This window comes from Psychrobacter sp. CMS30, assembly GCF_904846565.1.
Taxonomy (GTDB): domain Bacteria; phylum Pseudomonadota; class Gammaproteobacteria; order Pseudomonadales; family Moraxellaceae; genus Psychrobacter; species Psychrobacter maritimus.
This window is the reverse complement of the sequence record NZ_CAJHBF010000004.1, coordinates 173116-192737: the sequence shown is the minus strand read 5'-3', so window position 1 is coordinate 192737 and position 19622 is coordinate 173116. Positions and strand designations below refer to the sequence as shown.

General features: G+C 44.4%; 15 protein-coding genes. 8 read left to right on the top strand and 7 right to left on the bottom strand.

Going from position 1 to position 19622, the window contains the following annotated elements; all coding sequences use genetic code 11:
• Positions 1-48: 48 nt before the first annotated feature.
• Complete coding sequence (locus JMX94_RS03740; RefSeq protein ID WP_201563309.1) at positions 49-753, bottom strand: hypothetical protein; 705 nt, start codon at positions 751-753, stop codon at positions 49-51.
• 201 nt (positions 754-954) lie between these two features.
• On the opposite strand from JMX94_RS03740, the gene JMX94_RS03735 reads away from it, so the two are divergent.
• The gene (locus tag JMX94_RS03735) at positions 955-1269 is read left to right on the top strand and encodes a hypothetical protein (protein ID WP_227670413.1); all 315 of its coding nucleotides are present in this window, start codon (positions 955-957) and stop codon (positions 1267-1269) included.
• 64 nt (positions 1270-1333) lie between these two features.
• Here the strand turns inward: JMX94_RS03735 and JMX94_RS03730 are convergent, their stop codons facing one another.
• From JMX94_RS03730 to gmk, 6 genes are all read right to left on the bottom strand, one after another.
• The gene (locus JMX94_RS03730; protein ID WP_201563307.1) at positions 1334-2527 is read right to left on the bottom strand and encodes a cation diffusion facilitator family transporter; all 1194 of its coding nucleotides are present in this window, start codon (positions 2525-2527) and stop codon (positions 1334-1336) included.
• A 380-nt stretch (positions 2528-2907) separates the two neighbouring features.
• Positions 2908-5205 (bottom strand): primosomal protein N', encoded by a 2298-nt coding sequence (locus tag JMX94_RS03725; protein ID WP_201563305.1) that lies wholly within the window; start codon positions 5203-5205, stop codon positions 2908-2910.
• Between the two features lie 147 nt (positions 5206-5352).
• Positions 5353-5733, bottom strand: coding sequence for a RidA family protein (locus JMX94_RS03720; protein WP_201563303.1), 381 nt, complete (start codon positions 5731-5733; stop codon positions 5353-5355).
• Positions 5734-5892: 159 nt separating this feature from the next.
• Positions 5893-8082: a bifunctional (p)ppGpp synthetase/guanosine-3',5'-bis(diphosphate) 3'-pyrophosphohydrolase gene (locus JMX94_RS03715; protein ID WP_201563301.1), complete on the bottom strand. Its 2190-nt coding sequence runs from the start codon at positions 8080-8082 to the stop codon at positions 5893-5895.
• Between the two features lie 569 nt (positions 8083-8651).
• Entirely contained in the window at positions 8652-8912 is a 261-nt protein-coding gene (gene rpoZ, locus JMX94_RS03710) for a DNA-directed RNA polymerase subunit omega (protein ID WP_201563299.1), read from the bottom strand.
• A 234-nt stretch (positions 8913-9146) separates the two neighbouring features.
• Complete coding sequence (gmk, locus tag JMX94_RS03705) at positions 9147-9773, bottom strand: guanylate kinase (protein ID WP_201563297.1); 627 nt, start codon at positions 9771-9773, stop codon at positions 9147-9149.
• 488 nt (positions 9774-10261) lie between these two features.
• On the opposite strand from gmk, the gene ispH reads away from it, so the two are divergent.
• The 7 genes from ispH (at position 10262) to JMX94_RS03670 (ending at position 19612) form a co-directional block, all read left to right on the top strand.
• On the top strand, positions 10262-11218 hold the full coding sequence (gene ispH / locus JMX94_RS03700) for a 4-hydroxy-3-methylbut-2-enyl diphosphate reductase (protein WP_201563295.1): 957 nt from the start codon (positions 10262-10264) through the stop codon (positions 11216-11218).
• A 1-nt stretch (position 11219) separates the two neighbouring features.
• The gene (locus tag JMX94_RS03695; RefSeq protein ID WP_201563293.1) at positions 11220-11459 is read left to right on the top strand and encodes a hypothetical protein; all 240 of its coding nucleotides are present in this window, start codon (positions 11220-11222) and stop codon (positions 11457-11459) included.
• A 109-nt stretch (positions 11460-11568) separates the two neighbouring features.
• Positions 11569-12384 (top strand): thioesterase family protein, encoded by an 816-nt coding sequence (locus JMX94_RS03690; RefSeq protein ID WP_201563291.1) that lies wholly within the window; start codon positions 11569-11571, stop codon positions 12382-12384.
• A gap of 127 nt (positions 12385-12511) precedes the next feature.
• Positions 12512-13666, top strand: a complete 1155-nt coding sequence (tnpB, locus tag JMX94_RS03685; RefSeq protein ID WP_201563289.1) for an IS200/IS605 family element RNA-guided endonuclease TnpB — start codon at positions 12512-12514, stop codon at positions 13664-13666.
• Positions 13667-14036: 370 nt separating this feature from the next.
• Positions 14037-15557 carry a catalase gene (locus JMX94_RS03680; RefSeq protein ID WP_201563287.1) on the top strand — a complete coding sequence of 507 codons (1521 nt, stop codon included), beginning with the start codon at positions 14037-14039 and terminating at the stop codon, positions 15555-15557.
• Between the two features lie 247 nt (positions 15558-15804).
• Entirely contained in the window at positions 15805-17805 is a 2001-nt protein-coding gene (gene htpG / locus JMX94_RS03675) for a molecular chaperone HtpG (RefSeq protein ID WP_201563285.1), read from the top strand.
• Between the two features lie 346 nt (positions 17806-18151).
• The gene (locus tag JMX94_RS03670) at positions 18152-19612 is read left to right on the top strand and encodes a C13 family peptidase (protein ID WP_201563283.1); all 1461 of its coding nucleotides are present in this window, start codon (positions 18152-18154) and stop codon (positions 19610-19612) included.
• The last annotated feature ends 10 nt before the right edge of the window (positions 19613-19622 follow it).

The window sequence follows — 19622 nt, the reverse complement described above, 5'->3', positions numbered from 1 at the left end:
TAAGCAGTACAACGGGGTAGATCAATAATCAAAAATTTTGAACATCGTTTATTTCTTACGATAAATCTTCCATACGCCATTATCTGCCAGCGGATTACTATAAGCATCGTTACGGCGCTTACGCGGTGTCTGCCGACTGTCGACAATTTTAAAATCGGGTAGGGCATGAACGATAAGCCCCGTGCGATAAAAGCGTACGCGCTCAGGCTCTAGCATCTCGCCTTTGTTATCACGGCAAAATACATACGCGCGCAAATCGATAAATTCACGATGTGCCACCAAACGCGCCTCATCATCATTCTCAAATACGGCGCTCATACGCGCAATTTCATCAGCGCTGTAATCGCCACATTTATCAGTAAGCGCACCGACCGACCCAAAGCTTTTGGATTCTTTGGCACGGGTCTTGGTCAGATGTAGTCTTTGCACATGGTAGATAAATTGCGGTATCTCAAGGCTGGCTGGTAGCGGCAGATAATCAGGCGGTAGGTTGGCCGCCGGATAAAACGCCATCGCACGCTCAAGCAGATTATGCCAACGCTGCTGATAGGCTTGGACTTCGGCTAAATTGCCTTCATAAATCGGCATATCACGAATTTGACGCAAAATGTCAGGCGGAAACTGCTCATCTCGAAAGCTGGCAATATCTTCTTGCAGCGTTGATAGCAATGCTTTGGCATGCTTTTTACCCTCGCTTGAGATAGGGTCATCAATATAGCTTGGAGCAACGAAAGGAGCTGAGCGTCTCGACATGGCAAAAGGTCATCAATTGGTTATGAATAAGGGTTTTAAGCCTTAAGTATACAGAATTTATAGGAAAAATATGGCAGCGCGGCCAAATTTTCCATTATTTTTAACATGCTCTTACAATGATAAAAATCTGCCTGATATAAGCTGATTTGCAATAAAGGTCTTTTATTTATCTTTTTTAAGCCACTTTTTAGGCGCTTTTTTATGAATCATCATTCACCTCCTTCGTCCATATATGATAACTGGCGTGGCTTATTAATAACCTTTGGCAAAATAATTTTAAGGATTATCGGTGCAGGACTGGCGCTGCTATTTGGGTTTTGGTTAATAATGGCATCCAATATGGGACCGGCTTATCTGCCGCACCTCATGAACGGTGCGCTAGATTTTTGGATTCGCATGACGTTGTTAGGGTTGGGGCTAAGTATTTGGCTAATAACAGCGCTGTGGATAATTTGGCTGATGCTGCGTTATTGCCAGCACTTTATAAAAAAATATCAATTAAAACGTCGCTCATAACTAACAACCAGATAGGCGACGTCTTAATTGATAATTATATGATTTAATATTTAATGTCTTATGTTTAATGGTTGTGACCAATATGATTATTGGTATCAGTCGCCTGCTGTGAGATATCGCAAACTAAAGCATCGCTATGCGTCTTAGTTTGCGGATGCGCTAAGCTTTCAACCTGAATGGTCGCATGGTGAATATCAAGCTCAAGGAGGCTTTGCTCTAAACTGGTAATCAGGATACTGGATTCATGAATACTCATTTCGCCATCGACGACCACGTGACACGATAGGGCGTTGAGACCGCTGGTGATACTCCAAACATGCAGGTCATGGACTTGTCGTACTTGCGGGTGGGCAAGTAATTTGTCTTCGACCTCAACTAGCGATATACCTTCTGGCGTACCTTCCATCAGGATATGGACCGAATCACGGACGACGCGGTAACCACTAAACAAAATCAATATGGCGACAATCACCGAGGCCGCCGCATCCGCCCAAATCCAGCCAAAGCTCATCATCAAAAGCGCGGCAACAATAGCGGCAACCGAGCCCATTAAGTCACTTAATACATGCAAATAAGCACTTTGCATATTCAGATTGACCGGTGCTTTACCCGCATTTTTTCCTTGATTGTCCTCGTTACTGCCTGCATGACTGTGACCATGCGCATCTGTGCCACGACTGCCACGGTGCATCAGCCAAGCGACCAAAATGTTGACCAACATACCAATGGTAGCAACGATAAGCATGCCTTGGGTAGCAATCTCAGGTGGTGAATTAAAGCGTTTAATCGCCTCATAAAAAATCATGATGGCGATAATAACTAGCGTCGCACCATTGACCGTTGCCACTAAAATCTCAAAGCGTTTATAACCAAAGGTCTTTTGATGGGTGGCGGCTTTTTCACCAATTTTAAATGCCATCAATGTCGCGCCAAGGGCCACCGCGTCACTGAGCATATGACCAGCATCAGACAGCAGCGCCAAACTACCAGTGAGCCAGCCGCCGATGGCTTCGACAAACATATAGGCAGTAATAATGATAAAGCTAAACAGCAAGGTACGCTGATAGCCTTTGGTATCGCGCGGTGCAACCGTCTGTTCTAGGTGTTCATCGTGGTCGTGATTGTCTTGATTATCGTCAGTATAACTGTCTTTAGCATAATGACCTTCTGCATCCTTTTGGCCGTGCTTATGGTTATCAGCCGCAGCATTCTCATGAGAATGGTCATTTTTTTTAGATTTTGGGTGATTTTGATTCATAACAACACTCAGGATGATAAAAGGTAAAATTTTATTGCTTATAAAGCTTTGATTGCTTATAAAGCTGGGCTTGCTGTGCTCAAACCAGACAGATATAAAGAATTTAGCACATTTAATAAATGCTTGCTGTATCTAGGCGGTAAACGATGAATTGCCTATTTTGAAAAGCGTTGGTTAGTGACTGGAAGCTATATAGTCAGCTCCATATAAAGAAGATACAGTGAAACTGGAATGAGTTTTTTGTAGCCTCTGTCGGCGTAGGCACAGCAAGCTAGAAAAATTTGTACCAGTTTCACGTTGTCAGATAACGTATCCATTTTATTTAGTACCGACTATAGCGTGATGATTCGAGTTAAAGAACCATGCTAAGAAATTGGATATTACCAGCCAACAGGGTCAATATCCAAGGTCAGCTTCAGATATTTGGCGCTTGGCAGGGCAAGTACAGGTTGCCACCAGTGATGTAATACCCGATGTAATTGCTGTCTGTCTTTGCCTAACAGCAGTAACTGCACGTGGTAGCGACTGTTCTTTTTACTCATTGGCGCATCGATAGGACCGAGGACAGCAAGATTATGCCCATTTGGCAAAATAGCAATCGCATCTTTAAGCGCTTGCGTCGTGGCGGCAAGGGTTTTGCCTTCACAGCGTATTAGGGCAGCGTGGCTATGCGGCGGCAAGCCCATCATTTTACGTTCTTGCAGTAGCTCACGTGCGAATGATAAATAACCATCTTTTACCAATTTTAATAACAGCTCATTATCGGGTTGCAGCGTTTGAATCAATACGCGCCCCGATTTATCACCGCGACCGGCACGCCCTGCGACCTGAACCATCAGTTGTGCAGTATGTTCCGGCGAGCGAAAATCGGCGGATAAAAAGCCACGATCAGCATTGGGCAAGCAGACCAACGTAACGTTAGGAAAATGATGACCTTTGGCGACCATTTGCGTACCGACTAAGATGGCCGGCTTGCCTTCATTGATACGCTGATAGATATTTTCCCAGCTGTCTTTACGTCTGGTGGTATCGCGATCGATTTGGATAATGGGGTACAGCTCTTTACTGGTTTGCGGATTGGCAAAAATCGCATGCAAGTTTTCGCTGAGCCTTGTAGTGCCCATTCCTTTGGCATCCAAATTTTGACTGCCACAATCAGGACAAACCGTTGGAATATAGGCTTGCCAATCGCAATGGTGGCACTTTAAATATGAGCTGCTTGAATAGGAATTGGATTGCGAATGGCTATTATAATGAACGGTTAAATGCGCGTCACAGCGTGGACAATCTGCTTGCCAACCGCAAGCTTCGCATAGCAAAACTGGTGCATAGCCGCGACGATTTAGAAATATTAAAACTTGATCGCCAACCTCTAGCGTTTGCCGTATTGCGCCAATAAGCGCATCGGTCAGACCAGTATCATAGCGTGCGCCTTCGTCCGTCGTTTGTTGATGGGTACTTTGCAGGCGCGCATCAATCAGCTGCATGCTGGCAAGCTTGGCATTACCAGGGCGAGTTTGCAATTGACACTCTACTAGTTTACCGTCATCGACCAGTTTTAGATGCTCAAGAGAAGGGGTGGCTGTACCAAGTACCACGGGAATATTGGCCTGTAGTCCGCGATAAAGCGCGACGTCGGCGGCATGATAGCGCAGCGTATCTTGCTGCTTATAAGAGCCATCATGCGCTTCATCAACCACAATTAAGCCCAAATCTGCAAAGGGATAGAGCACCGCTGAGCGCGTTCCGATAATGATTTGCGCATGACCGGTACGGCAATCTTGCCAGCCTTGCAGGCGATGGGTATTGTTCATACCCGAATGCAGTAAGACAATATGAGCGGCAAAGCGACTGGCAAAACGCGCGCGCGTCTGCGGCGTCAAGCCAATCTCTGGTACTAATATCAATACCTGCTTGCCGGCTTCCAAGACCGCTTGCATCGCTTGCAAGTAGACTTCGGTCTTGCCACTACCGGTGATACCGTTTAACAAAAATCCCGTATATTGCTTATCTTCATGAGCAGCAATAATTGCAGTAACGGCAAGCTGTTGCTCTTCATTAAGGTCAAGCGGCAGCGTTGCTAATTTAACAGGAGCAGGTGCTTGTTTATTCTGAATATAACGCTCGATAAGGCCTTTTTCTTCTAGCGCTTTTAAGAAACTGCGCTGCATCCCTTCTAAGAGCAAAATGTCTTCACTAGCGCCATGCTCACCGTGTAGTTTAAGCATCTCAAACTGTTGCTTTTGCTTTTTTGCATTGGCGCGAAAATCGTCGTCGCCTACATGCGGCAAAATGCGCCAATGGGTAATCAGCAAGTCTAGCGGCTTACCTTGCCGCACGAGGGTTGGCAACATCACCGCCAAGACATCACCGAGCGGATAGTGATAATAACGCGCCAGCCAATGCGCCAGCTTTAGCATACTGGTATCTAAAATAGGCTCAGCATCTAAGCATTTATTAATAGGTTTAAGCTTATTGAGAGGTACGTCGCTATCCGCTGCAGCAATATGAGCAATGACGATACCGATTAAGGTTTGACGACCAAAGGATACTTCGACACGGCTACCAATAGGCGGTATATGAGCTGAAGTGCTATGCGGCAACGCGCTGCTATCTGCTGGCAAGCTGTAGTCAAACACCCGATAAAGGGGCACGGGTAGCGCAACTTGTAGCAACATAAAAGGGCTTCGCAGTCTTATCAGGTGAATGGGGATTAGGAAGAAAGGTTAAGAGATAAATAGATAAAGACCAATAAGCTTAGCACGATGCTAAGCTTATTATCATTGAACATAAACCGTAGAGCTTAATAAAGCTCAATAACCGTCTTATTCAATATACATAATAGATTCGATTTCAACCACGCCGCCTTTAGGTAGCGCCGCGACTTGTACGGCTGCGCGGGCAGGGTATGGCTCGCTTAAATTCGCAACGAATACTTCGTTTAACGCGGCAAAGTCATTTAAATCGGTTAAAGAGACGTTGAACTTGACCACATCATTTAAGCTGCCGCCAGCTGCTTCACAAATGGCTTTGATATTCTCAAAGACTTGCTTGGCTTGCGCTTCAAAACCTTCTTTTAGCTCCATAGTCTCAGGGTCAAAACCCAATTGACCTGAAATATATACAGTATTACCCACTTTTACTGCTTGTGAATAGGTACCAACGGCAGCCGGTGCTTTATCGGTTTGAATGGTTTGACGAGTCATATTATATCCTTATGATATTTTTTGATGTTTATTTGGTTGAAAAGTTAGCCAAAAATGTCAGGCTGCGTTAAACACTTAAAATTAAATATAAAGGTTAATGCCTAACGCTTAAACGGCATAGGTAAAAGGTATGGATTTTAACATTTATTTTAACTGATTTTATAATTGGTATAGCCGGATAATATTAGGGAAGCCAAGTAATGAGCGTAATTCGCGAATGCCTTGCGCTAAATGATTGCGACTACGTACCACGATATGAATAATGGTATCGCTGCTACGCACGTCGACCTTTTCGACCCCGATATTTAACTGGCGCAGATGATAAATCACTTCACTGATTTGCTCGTCACTGAGAGCAATTGAGAGCTTAAGGTAAGCGGGGAAACGGATTTTGCTACCGTGTTCGTCTGAGTCGCTTTGCTTAATAGCTTTATCATTACGCCAGCGCAACTGAATAACTTGATAAGGATTGTCTTTACGGATATCGTCCAATGAAAAGCATTTATGTCGATGGACAACCAAACCATGACGCGATAAATGGCCAACGATAGGGTCACCATAAATCGGGTGACAGCAATTGGCAAAATCAAGCTCGACGCCTGAGGCATTGACAATCAGTTGCTGCGGCTGGGTCATATCATCGATATGTTCTTGCGATTGAATATCACTGACCTCATCGCTAAACAAACGGGTGACCACCAGTTGCGGCAATAACGTACCCGAGCTTATTTGCTCAAATAGTGCATCTTTTTCTGTCAAACCGCGCCATTCGGTGAGATTTTTCCAATCACTCTCGCTTAAATCATCGAGGCTTTTCTGATAGGTTTTTAATGCGCGGTCTAAAGCTTGCATGCCATGATGCTGCTTATCTGCAGGAGATAAGTCTTTAAACCAGCGCAAAATCTCTACCCGAGCTTTATTGGTGACCACAAAGCCAAGCCATTCCGCTTTTGGTTCAGAGTGGCTATTGACTTCAATCTCGACCAATTGACCGTTTTTCAGTACCGTACCGAGTTTCGCATGTTTATTATCGACATTGGCACCGACGGCAACATTGCCGACCATAGGTCCAACGGCATAAGCAAAGTCGAGCGCAGTTGCGCCCTGCGGTAGCTCATAGGCGCGCCCTTGCGGACTGTAGCAGATGATTTTGCTTGAATGCAGATAATCCATCAGCTCATTAATGGTAGAAACCGCCGCTGAAAAGTCAGGGCTGTCCTCATCTAAGCTGTCTTCATCGTCGACCAAGTCTTTCATATTGCGTAATGACGCTTGAATGACCGATTGGCTGACATCGGAGGCGTGTTCTGCGCCAATAACGCCAAGCCTTGCCGCGTTCTGCATTTGCTTGGTTAAAATCGTCACTTTAACAAAATCATTATCGCGCTCATAGATAAGGGTCAGCGACTGGTTACCACCCGGTAGCGGGCGGCGAATATTGTCAGCGATATGGCTGTCATCAATCTGATATTTTTTAATCAGATAATAAGCCAATTTGTCACAGGCTTCGATATTATCAAGGACAATCTCAAACGCATAATGGCGCAACAGCGCATTGATTTCACCGCGATTGCGGAAAAACTGGCGAAAGATAACGACGCGATTGTCTAAGACTTTAACCATGCCATTCAGACCAAGGTTGTTTAGAACAATACTTAAATAGCGATGAATGGCTTCTCTTTGAAAATTACGCCCAAGCCCGTGTTGTAGCAGCTTATCAGACAGCTTGTTATACATATCGGAGTCAAGGTTACGATAGCAAAGCACTTCGATATAATCGGCAATGTCATTGAGACCCATTAAGCGTGCAAAGGGCACATAAAAATCTAAGGTTTCTTGCGCAGTGGTGCGCTGTTTTTCTGGGCGTACCGCATCCAGCGTCGACATATTATGTAGGCGATCAGCGAGTTTGATAATCAATACCCGTGGATCGGCAAGGGTGGCAGTTAGAATTTTATGAAAGGTTGCCGCTTTATTTTCTTGTTTATTATGAGTCGATGATTTTAATTTGGTCACACCGTCGACCAGTCTTGCCACTATTTTGCCATAACGCTGCTGAATCTGCTCAGCACTGATCTCGGTATCTTCGACCGTGTCATGGAGGATGGCTGCAATAATCGTATCGCGATCCAAGCGAAAGCCTGCCAATATTTCGGCAACGGCAATCGGATGAGTGATATAAGGCTCCCCTGATTTACGCTTGTCTTTGATATGCGCAATATCACCGAACTCACAGGCATCAATAATATCACTACGTTCAGCCGCAGTGAGATAACCTACTGAGCGCAGCAGATTATATTGAGCGTCATCGACTAAAGGATGACTGAGTTTGGGTAAGGTTTGACTCATAAAGCGGCGATCCTATTTTCCAATACCTATTTGTCAGTTCAAGACGGTTTCTTGGTTCTCGACTGTTTAGGTAAATGGTGACTGAATGAATGCTGACCTACGCTATCAAAGCTTAAAGACATCAAAGCTTAAAGACGCAGAGCTAAAAAAGGGGCAGACCACCCTCTAATTAATCGTAAATCGCATTCAATGTCAACTGCTAAGCGAGTAGGCTATGCAAAAATTAAGAAATTCCCACTCAATGGTAGGATTTTCGCTATAAACGGTGGTTAAAATTGCTAACTGTTTAATATATAGTCGATTTAATTTAAGAAATAACAACATACTTTTGGGATAAGTTTTTCGAAGCCTCTGAAGTGCAAAGCGCACAGCAAGCGAGGGAAGTTTATCCTAGTAGAATACTATTTCGTTTTGAATTGACTCTAAACTTAGCACTATAAGTAGCGTCATCAATAGCCTTACAACCAAAAAACCACAGCCTATGCTGTGGTTCTTATCAATCAGGAATGTCATCACTTAATAAAGTGGTCATACAGACTAAGCACTAAAAGCTGGCTGATAAAGCCTTATTAGAAGCTATGATCGCCTGATAATGCTAAATCTAATGAGCTTGTAGCAAAGTTATGATCTGGCTGATTTAAAATATCACGGGTAATTTTGCCCGCAGCAATTTCACGCAAGGCCAATACAGTAGGCTTGTCGTTATCAACGTCAACCAACGGTTCAGCAATACCTTTGGCCAACTGACGGGCGCGCTTGCTTGCGACCAATACCAGCTCAAAGCGATTATCAACATTATCCAAACAATCTTCAATCGTCACTCGTGCCATAAATAGCTACCTCGGTTGTTTTTATTAGTCACGGAGCTTGTCCGTCACTCAATAAAAATAATATCAAAAATACAAAAGGGGGATAGCTAGGCATTATAGCATTTTTTGTTTAAGCGCGTGGTTGCTTTTTATATCGGCTGCTACTTATATCTACGACGCCGCGCGCAATGCCCAGATAAGAGAACGAATAACGAATAATGCGACTTTAGCATTCCCCTTTCCTTTTTCTTTTGGCTACTCTTCTACTTTAGTACTCAGTAAGTTGGTAATGGTGCGATGATAACGCTGCTGTTGGCGTTTAAGCGTCTGTCTATCAGCGACGATAACGGCTTTGAGCTCAGTCAATGCCACTTCGAAATTGTCATTAATAATCACAAAATCAAAATGTACGTATTGTGCCATCTCAGTGACTGCGCCTGCCAAACGCTGCTCGATCACTTCTAGCGTATCTTGCGCGCGCGTCGATAAACGCTGACGTAAAGTCGCAATACTTGGCGGCAAGATAAAAATCATCGTCGCGTCAGTGAAGATTTTTTTCACTTGTAGCGCCCCTTGCCAATCAATCTCTAAGATGACATCAACGCCGGCTTCTAACTGCGTGCGTACGCTTTGCTCTGAGGTACCATAATAATTGCCAAACACTTCGGCATGTTCTAAAAACTTGCCCTCACCGATGGCGGTGACGAATTTATCAACATCGGTAAAATGATAATGATGACCATCAATTTCTCCCGGACGCGGGGCGCGCGTGGTGTGCGACACGCTGACAGTCAAATCATTGGTAGTAGCCAATAACTGCTTTACCAGTGAAGTCTTGCCTGTACCCGAGGCGGCAGTAATAATAAATAATGAACCTGTCATACGGTATTTCCTAATGGGTTGTTTCTTAATGAAGTGTTTCCTAATGGAGTCTGTTCTAATGGAGTTTGCTTTGATGTAATCTGCTCTAATAAAGCATGTCTTAGCAAAATCTAGGCTAGTAACAATCTGTACTGCTAAAAGACCCAAAACTGTCTTAGTAAATGGCTAAAAACTGGTAAAAATAAAAAACGCCATCAGGTATGGCGCTAGAGACTTATATTGAATGGTAATCGATGCCTTATTATAAACTGCTTTTAGGGCTTTTATTTTATTTAGCGCCAGCTTTTCATTACTTAGCTGTTGTTCTGAAGTGATTTTTAAATGAAAAGGCGCTTTAGCCAATGTGTTGTTAATTTAAAACATGGCTATTTTCAAAGGCAATAAAAGCAAATTATGCTAAAGTAGAGCATTGATTTTATCCCCGTTTTTAATGTGAAGCTGTTTGATATTTAGCTTTAACTATAAATTATCTAATGATAGGCCCTCTTATGCAAATTTATCTTGCCAATCCACGTGGATTTTGTGCTGGTGTAGATCGCGCGATTGCGATAGTGAACGAAGCATTGACACGTTTTGAGCCACCCATTTATGTGCGTCATGAAGTCGTCCATAATAAATTTGTGGTGTCTGATTTGGCCAATCGCGGTGCGGTGTTTGTTGAAGAGCTGCATGAAGTACCTGATGGTTCAATCGTTATTTTCTCAGCTCATGGCGTCTCAAAGGCAGTGGAAGATGAAGCACAGCGCCGTGACTTAACGGTATTTGATGCGACTTGTCCGCTCGTTACCAAGGTACATATCGAAGTGGCAAAATTTGCTCAAGACGGTATGGATGCGGTATTGATTGGTCATGCAGGACACCCTGAAGTAGAAGGCACCATGGGGCGCTTTAATCGTCGCCACGGCGGTGAGATTCATTTGGTCGAAAATGAAACCGATGTCGAAGCATTGACTGTACAAAATGCTGAGCACTTAGCTTTTGTTACCCAAACAACTTTATCTATGGATGACACCGCGCGCGTTATCGATGCATTGCGTGAAAAATTCCCGAGTATCCAAGGCCCGCGTAAAGACGATATCTGCTATGCCACCCAAAACCGCCAAGATGCGGTCAAAGATTTAGCTGGTCGCTGTGAGGTGGTCTTAGTGGTTGGTTCGCCAAACTCGTCAAACTCTAACCGTTTGCGTGAATTGGCCGAGCGTATGGATTGCCGTGCTTATCTGATTGATAACGCCACCGAGATGGATAAACGTTGGTTTGATGGTATACAAAGCGTCGGTGTGACCGCTGGGGCGTCAGCGCCTGAGGTATTGATTCAAGAAGTATTACAGCAGCTGCAAGATTGGGGCGGTGATTTACCGAGTGAGCTGTCAGGTATCGAGGAAAACGTTACTTTTAGTTTGCCGAAAGCCTTACGTATTCCGGTCACGCAAGTAGGTAAATAACATGAAAAAGCAGAAGTTTGTCTTGGCAGAGGCGTCGCTTGATGAGATTAATAAGCAATTAAGAATCAATATGTTTACCATTGTCATGCTGATATTGGTGCTTTTTATGAATATCGCGCAGTTTATGAGAGATTACAGCCTGCTATATGGTGCGCTTATTGCCATTATGGCTTTTTTTCTATTTGTAATGGCCAAAAGTCGCACGCTGCTGACGATGAGAAAACAAGAGCTTACCAGATAAGTTATACAGGCAAGCTAAGTTTAACCATATTTATAACAGCACTTATTTCTCACAGCGGTCAAAAGTACCGAGTAAACGAGAGAGATTGGATTAGAGATTGAGGATGTTCATGTCAGCTTACTATCATTTTATCAAACGCGAACAGCAAGAAGGCGGCGTCAGCGTTGCCCATTATCAGCCAACCAAGCATGCACAAGGCGCTTGGAATGAGCATGAGCAGCATATGTCACCAGCGACAGGATTGCTGACAGCGGAGCTCCAAGGCTATGCACCGCAAGCCAACACCCGTATTGCCCGTATCAGCCTAGACATTTTAGGCTTGATTCCGCTTGATGATTTTACGATTACCACCCGTTGTATCCGTCCGGGTAAGACCATCGAGCTGATTGAAGCGGTCATGAGCAGTCGTGGCCGGGATGCGATTATTGCGCGTGCATGGCGTCTTATGACCCAAGATACCAGTGAGATTGCAGGACTTGAGGATCAAAAAGCTCGATATCAACCTGAAGAGTTACCGGTTTGGGAAGATATGAAAGGCTGGCCGGGCGGTTTTATCGAAAGTGTGCGTCTGGTCGCTGCTCCAGACCGTCGTCCCGGTCGTGGCATGGTATGGATCACCAACGATGTCGAGATGGTGGAGGGCATGCCTACTGATGATTTGGTGCATCTACTAGGCATGGTTGATACCGCCAATGGCGTGGTACCACGCCTTGGTCTTGGGTTATCGCAGTTAGAGTGGATGTTTCCCAATACGGATTTACAAATCCATATGCATCGTATCCCAACAGGTAAATGGCTTGGTATCGAAGCCATGCAACAATACGGCACTGATGGCATAGGGCTGACTAGCGCCGTGCTGCATGATATACATGGTCCATTTGGTCGTAGCGAGCAAATCTTGACCATTCGTCCGATGCCGCGCTAATTTTAACATCTTAGCGCAGAATTCTCCCACCTCTAAGGTGGTGAGATGAATGCGTTGTTGGTGATAACAACCTCTACCTGGAGTATAATTAATAATAAATATAACACCAACTAACAATAAGTATTTCATGCCAAAGCAAATCCTAAAAGCCCATAAAATCAGGCTGTACCCTAATGAAGAACAGCAAATATTTTTTGCTAAGTCGTTCGGTTGTGCTCGTTTTATTTGGAATAGGATGCTTGGCGATAAAATAGACCACTATGAGACCACAAAGACCACCTTAAACAACACCCCTGCTCAATATAAAAAAGAGTTTGAATGGCTAAAAGAAGTCGATAGCCTGGCACTGGCTAACGTCCAGCAAAACCTAAGAGCTGCTTATAATAAGTTTTTCAAGCAAGGTGCCCGATTCCCTACGTTCAAGAAAAAAGGCCAACACGACAGTTACACCACCAACAACCAAAAGGGTACAGTGGCGATCACAGATAGCACTGTCAAGCTGCCTAAGGTTGGTCATATCAACGCCAAGTTCCCAAGTGAAATAAACGGCTTAATAAAGAGCGCCACCATCAGCCATACCCCATCAGGTAAATATTTTGTCAGCTTACTGGTTGAAACCATCGTTAATGAATTACCAAAAACCCACTCTAACATCGGCATTGACTTAGGATTGACAGACTTTATCGTCTTATCGGACGGCAGCAAAGTTGCCAATCCTAAGTTTCTATCGAAGCTGCAAGACAAGCTTGCGCGTGAACAGAAAATACTAGCCAAACGCAGAGCCGTTGCCAAAGCGGATCAACGCAAGTTGTCAGAGAGCCGCAACTATCAAAAGCAAAAAACAAAAGTCGCCAAGGTCTATGAGAAAATAACCAATACTCGCAAAGACTTTCTACATAAACTCTCATTCAATCTCATCAAAAACCACGATGTTATTGCTATTGAGGACTTGAACGTCAAGGGTATGGTTAAGAATCACAAACTTGCAAAAGCAATCAGTGACAGCTCATGGTCGTCATTTACCACCATGCTTGCCTATAAAGCAGACTGGTATGGCAAACAGCTTGTCAAAATAGACCGATGGTTTCCATCGTCTAAGACTTGCTCAAACTGCAACCATCTACTGACTAAAGCTGAATTACCGCTGTCGGTCAGAACATGGGGTTGTCCAAGTTGCTTGCAGCAAAATGATCGCGATATCAATGCCAGTATCAATATCTTACATCAAGGATTGATACTGGCTAAACAATCAAAAACTGTCGGTGCGACAGGGTTAGCTTAGTTGATTCGCTTAACCGCTGATACAGAATATCGTGTCAAGTAAGAGCGTTACCTAAGAAACCCCTACCTCTAAGGTAGGGGGTAGTTCATCCTGATATCTTTGGCTGGCTGCACTTAAGTGAGCCATTGTAGCTTTTAATAGCATCCTAGTTTTTAGTAACATCCTAACGTAGTGAAGCAGCTTGTATTAAACAGCTAGAAATCAGTCTATGTTATATAAAATAAATGAAAATTATGTAATTAATCTATTATACAAATAATTAAAAATCGGTTGTAATGGAAGCCAACAAGATATCAAAGTAGCTCATGGTTGCTATGATGAGTTTTAATAATAAACGCCACACTCAATTTATCTCAAAAGGAATATGATGATGAGCGATAAGAAATGCCCTTACGATACCACCCCACTGACGATGAGCAATGGTGCCCCTGTTGTTGATAACGAAAACAGTAAAACCGCTGGCAAACGCGGGCCGCTTTTGGCAGAAGATTTATGGTTGAATGAAAAGCTGGGCGATTTAAACCGTGAAGTTATTCCCGAGCGTCGTATGCATGCTAAGGGTTCTGGCGCGTTTGGTACATTTACCGTAACTAACGATATCACCAAATATACTCGCGCTGATATTTTTAGCGAAGTGGGCAAGCAGACCGAGATGTTTGCGCGTTTTAGTACAGTCGCAGGCGAGCGCGGCGCGGCTGACGCTGAGCGTGATATTCGTGGTTTTGCTTTGAAGTTTTATACCGATGAAGGTATTTGGGATTTGGTCGGTAACAACACGCCAGTATTCTTTGTCCGTGACCCACGCAAGTTTCCAGATTTGAACAAAGCGGTTAAGCGTGATCCACGTACCAATATGCGTTCAGCTACCAACAACTGGGATTTTTGGACGTTATTGCCAGAATCGCTACATCAGGTTACCATTACCATGAGCGATCGCGGTCTGCCAGCATCGTATAGACACATGCATGGCTTTGGCTCGCATACCTATAGCTTTATCAATCGCGACAATGAGCGCTTTTGGGTCAAATTCCACTTCGTTACCCAACAGGGCATCAAAAACCTAACCGATGCCGAAGCCGAAGCGCTCGTCGGTATGGATCGTGAAAGCCATCAAAAAGACTTGTTTGAAGCTATTGAGAATGGCGATTTCCCGAAATGGAAAATGTACGTACAAATCATGCCAGAAGAAGAAGCCGATACCGTGCCGTACCATCCGTTTGATTTGAGCAAAGTCTGGCCAAAAGGCGACTATCCACTGATTGAAGTCGGCGAGTTCGAACTCAATAGAAATTCGGACAATTATTTCTTAGACGTAGAACAAGCAGCATTTGCGCCGAACAATCTAGTACCAGGTATCAGTGCCTCACCAGATCGTATGCTCCAAGCGCGCTTGTTTAGCTACGCAGATGCCCAGCGTTATCGTGTCGGGGTCAATCATAAGCAGATTCCAGTGAACAAACCACGTTGTCCGGTCACCAGCAATCACCGCGATGGTGAAGGTAGAATAGGCGACAATTACGGCGGTCGACCACATTACACGCCAAACAGCTTTAGCCAATGGCAAGATCAGCCTCAGTATGCTGAGCCGCCACTCAAGATTGATGGCTATGCGGATCACTATGATTTCCGTGAAGACTCAAATGATTACTTCAGTCAGCCACGTGCTTTATTCAATCTGATGAACGATGAGCAAAAGCAGGCACTGTTTGATAATACCGCAAGAGCGATGGGTGATGCGTTAGACTTTATTAAGTATCGTCATATCCGTAACTGCAACTGGTGTGACCCTGCTTATGGTGAAGGTGTTGCCAAGGCATTAGGATTGACTGTAGAAGATGCGATAGCAGCGCGCGAGTCTGATCCCGCACGCGATTTGCCTAGCTGTCTATAGACTGCAAATTATAACAATTGATTTAAAAGTACCGCTCTAGGAAACTAGGGCGGTTTTTTTATGGCTAATAACTATTTTTGGCTTGTTCGAGCTTGAAATTTTCGCCCGCGCCCCTATCTGATTAAGCAGCCTAACAGTATTTACAGCCCAGTCTTATTAAGCAGATTAGCGACACTGTTGGTATTTGAAAATTTGCGATTTATGTGTGCTGGCAACAGCATTTTTGGTAACAATAATAGGAGTTTTTATGAGTGAACAGACCCAAGCGGACAATAAAAACGCTAATGACCTTGATGTTAATAAAGACACCCCTGAATTAAAAAAACATACCTTTGAAGCAGAAGTGGCGCAGCTGCTGCATTTAGTAACCCATTCGCTCTATTCTAACGCCGATATTTTTGTGCGTGAGTTGGTTTCAAACGCCTCTGATGCCTGCGATAAATTGCGCTTTGAAGCAACCAATGATGACAGTCTTTATGAGGACGATGGCGAGTTAAAAATCCGTATCGATATTGATGAAGACGCTAAAACCATTACCTTTACCGATAATGGTATTGGTATGAACGAAGCCGATGCGATTGAGAACTTAGGCACGATTGCTAAATCTGGCACCAAGGCTTTCCTAGATAAATTGTCTGAATCACAAAAACAAGACGGTCAATTAATCGGCCAGTTTGGCGTTGGTTTCTATTCAGGCTTTATCGTTGCAGATACCATCAGCGTTGAGTCACGTAAAGCGGGCGAGACTGCCGATAAAGGCGTGCGCTGGGTATCAGATGGCACAGGTAGCTTTACCGTTGAGCCTATCACTAAAGCCACGCGCGGCACCGCCATTACTTTGCATCTAAAAGAAGAGTATGCGGCAGGCGAAGACAATTATTTAGACCGCGGCAAAATCAAGCGTTTGGTCAATAAATACTCAGACCATATCAGCTTGCCGATTCAGATGCGTAAAGAAGTTTGGCAAGAAGATGAGGTTGAGGAAGGAAGTGACACGCCTGCCAATGGACAAATGGTACTGACTGACGAATGGGAGACCATCAACAAAGCCAGCGCGCTTTGGACACGTTCAGCATCTGAAATTGAAGATAATGAGTATGTCGATTTTTATAAAAACATCACTTATGACATGGATGCGCCGCTGACGTGGACGCATAACCGTGTTGAAGGACGTGTGCAATATACCCAGCTGCTTTATATTCCTAAAAAAGCGCCGGTAGATTTATATACGCGTGAGCAGCAGCACGGTCTAAAGCTCTACGTTAAACGCGTCTTTATCATGGACGAAGCTGAGCAGTTATTGCCGATGTACCTGCGTTTTGTCAAAGGTGTTATTGATTCAGCGGACTTGCCACTTAACGTCAGCCGTGAAATCTTTCAAGAATCGCGTGATGTAAAGTCTATCCGCGATGGTAACGCGCGCCGTATTTTAACCTTGCTAGCAAGCCTCGCTAATAGCGAAGATGCTGATAAGCAAGAAAAATTTGCGCAGTTCTATAGCGAATTTGGCGATGTTATCAAAGAAGGTCTTGGCGAAGACATGGGCAATCAAGAGCGTATTGCTAAATTGCTGCGTTATGCCACCAGCACCAATGATAAGGTTGAAACCAGCTTTGAAGACTATAAAGCGCGCATGAAAGACGGTCAAAAAGCCATCTATTATCTAACGGCTGATAACTTGGCGGCGGCAAAGAACAGCCCGCAACTTGAGCTGTTTAAGAAAAAAGGCATCGAAGTTATTTTGATGACCAGCCGTGTCGATGAATGGGCGATGAATTTCTTAACCTCATTTGATGAGACACCGCTACAAAATATCGCTAAAGGTGCCGTTGATTTGGGCGACTTGCAAGACGAAGCGGAAAAAGCTGAAGCGGAAAAAGCTCAAGAGACGATGAAGCCAGTCGTTGATAAGTTAAAAACAGCTCTAGGCGAGCGTGCGAAAGACGTTAAAGTTTCAACACGTCTGGTAGATAGCCCAGCTTGTTTGGTGGTAGGTGAAGGCGAGCTGTCGCCACAAATGATTCAGATGCTCAAGCAAATGGGTCAAGATGTACCAGAAAGCAAGCCAACGCTTGAGGTCAACCCTGATCACCCGCTGATTAAAAAGCTTGAGAGTAGCGAGCAGTCTGACGGCGATTTTGACAAGCTTGCGCAAGTGATTTTTGACCAAGCATTATTGGCGGATGGCGGTCAGTTAGATGATCCTGCTGCCTATCTAAAACGCGTCAATGAGCTATTGATGAGATAATGTTTAAGGTTTGATAGAAGGTTTTGATAAAAAAGGAGGTCTTAATGCTAAGGCCTCCTTTTTTAATAGGTTTTTAGAGGAATCTTCAAGCGATTTTTACAAATCAGCCTTATGCTCTTGACCGACAATCCGTTACAATTGTGACAGATTAGCGCGCTAAACGATTTCGTTGCGCTTTTCGCGTCCTATACCCATTTTATCGTAAATCAGATATAAAATTGCTGCCAATAAGCGCTCTAAAAAACGTAGGTTAATTATATTAAACAGCCTATTAAACGTTGTGCGCAGCAGGATACATTATCATGGATTTGCGTTATTTCTCTCGACTGGCTAGAGGTCTAAGTCTTTGTCACTTGCGTCGTTAAAAACTGTCTCGCTTCAGCGCTTTTCGCTCAATTTCGCTGCCAATATTATTGCAACCTTATGGATGCTAGTAGGGTCAACGCGGGCGTTTTCTTGGGTAAAACCCACCTTTATTCAGTTTGCGGTCTTCGCCTTATTAGCACTGGGTAGTAACGTGCTTTTTTCATGGTTGGCGGCAGAAAATGGTAGCGTCTTTAATGAGCAAGGGTTGGTCAGCTATTTAATTTGGCCGATGATTATTTTGTTGGGCGGTATTATTTTGGCACGCCGCGCCGGTAATCAAGCGCTGGTGTTTGTGCCTGTAGTGCTGTGGTTAGTCGCCGATACCTTATCTGCGCTACTGCAAAGCCTTGTGCAGTTTTTTGGCAGCTATGGCTGGCTACCGAGTTGGAGCTATTCACTTTTACCGATATTGTTTTTAGTGCTATTTTTATGGCAAACATTGGCGTTGTTATGGATTTTCTCTCGGCGTTTGCGGGTCCCTTGGTGGGAGCGCATTATTGTCATCATCGGGGCAGTGGCATTATTGACCATTTGGCAGCGCAATGTCGCTGACCAGCCGATATTTAAGCAAATCCCTGTTGAACCGGTACTAGAAGAGGCGGCCTTATACGAGCAGCCAAGATTGCTGCAGCAAGCCCTAGACCGCATTGACCCCAGTATACCGGGTAAAAGCGACTGGTATTTTATGGGCGTGGCAGGATTTTCAGATCAAAACGTCTTTCGCTCTGAGATTAATAAAGTCCGTGAGCTGTTCGATGTGCGCTTTGGTACCAGCGGGCATTCACTGGCATTGATCAATAATAATTACACGTGGTTGGATGAACCCATTGCGACTAAGACCAGTATCTTGCGCGGTTTAAAAACCATCGGTCAGCAGATGAATGCTGATGAAGATGTGCTATTTATGACCCTATCATCGCATGGCGATCAAGATTTTATTCATCTATCAAATCCGCCGCTAGCGATGGACAATTTGGACGCCACTTGGCTGCGTGAGGCGTTAGATGCTTCCGGTATTCGCTGGCGTGTCATCGTGGTGTCCGCGTGCTATTCAGGCTCATTTATCGATGAATTGGCCTCTCCAACGACGGTGGTGATTACCGCCTCAGCTGCTGATAAGATGTCGTTTGGCTGTACCAATACCGCTGAGATGACCTATTTTGGCCAAGCATTCTTTGCCGAAAGTTTGCGTGAAAACACCAGTTTTTCTGATGCCTTTAAAGACGCCGCTTACCGCGTAAAAGAGCGTGAGCTTTATATGGGTTTTGAGCCATCAGAGCCGCAAATGGTCATTGGTAGCTTAATGGAAACCGCCTTGCCCGCATTTGAGCAAGCTTTGTTTGATAAAACACGGCCGTCGCTTGCTAGTATGACCAATAGTACCAACGCTGATACGACTTCAAATGTGCCGGTAAATATTGCCCCTGCTACTATTGATTAAACATTAATTG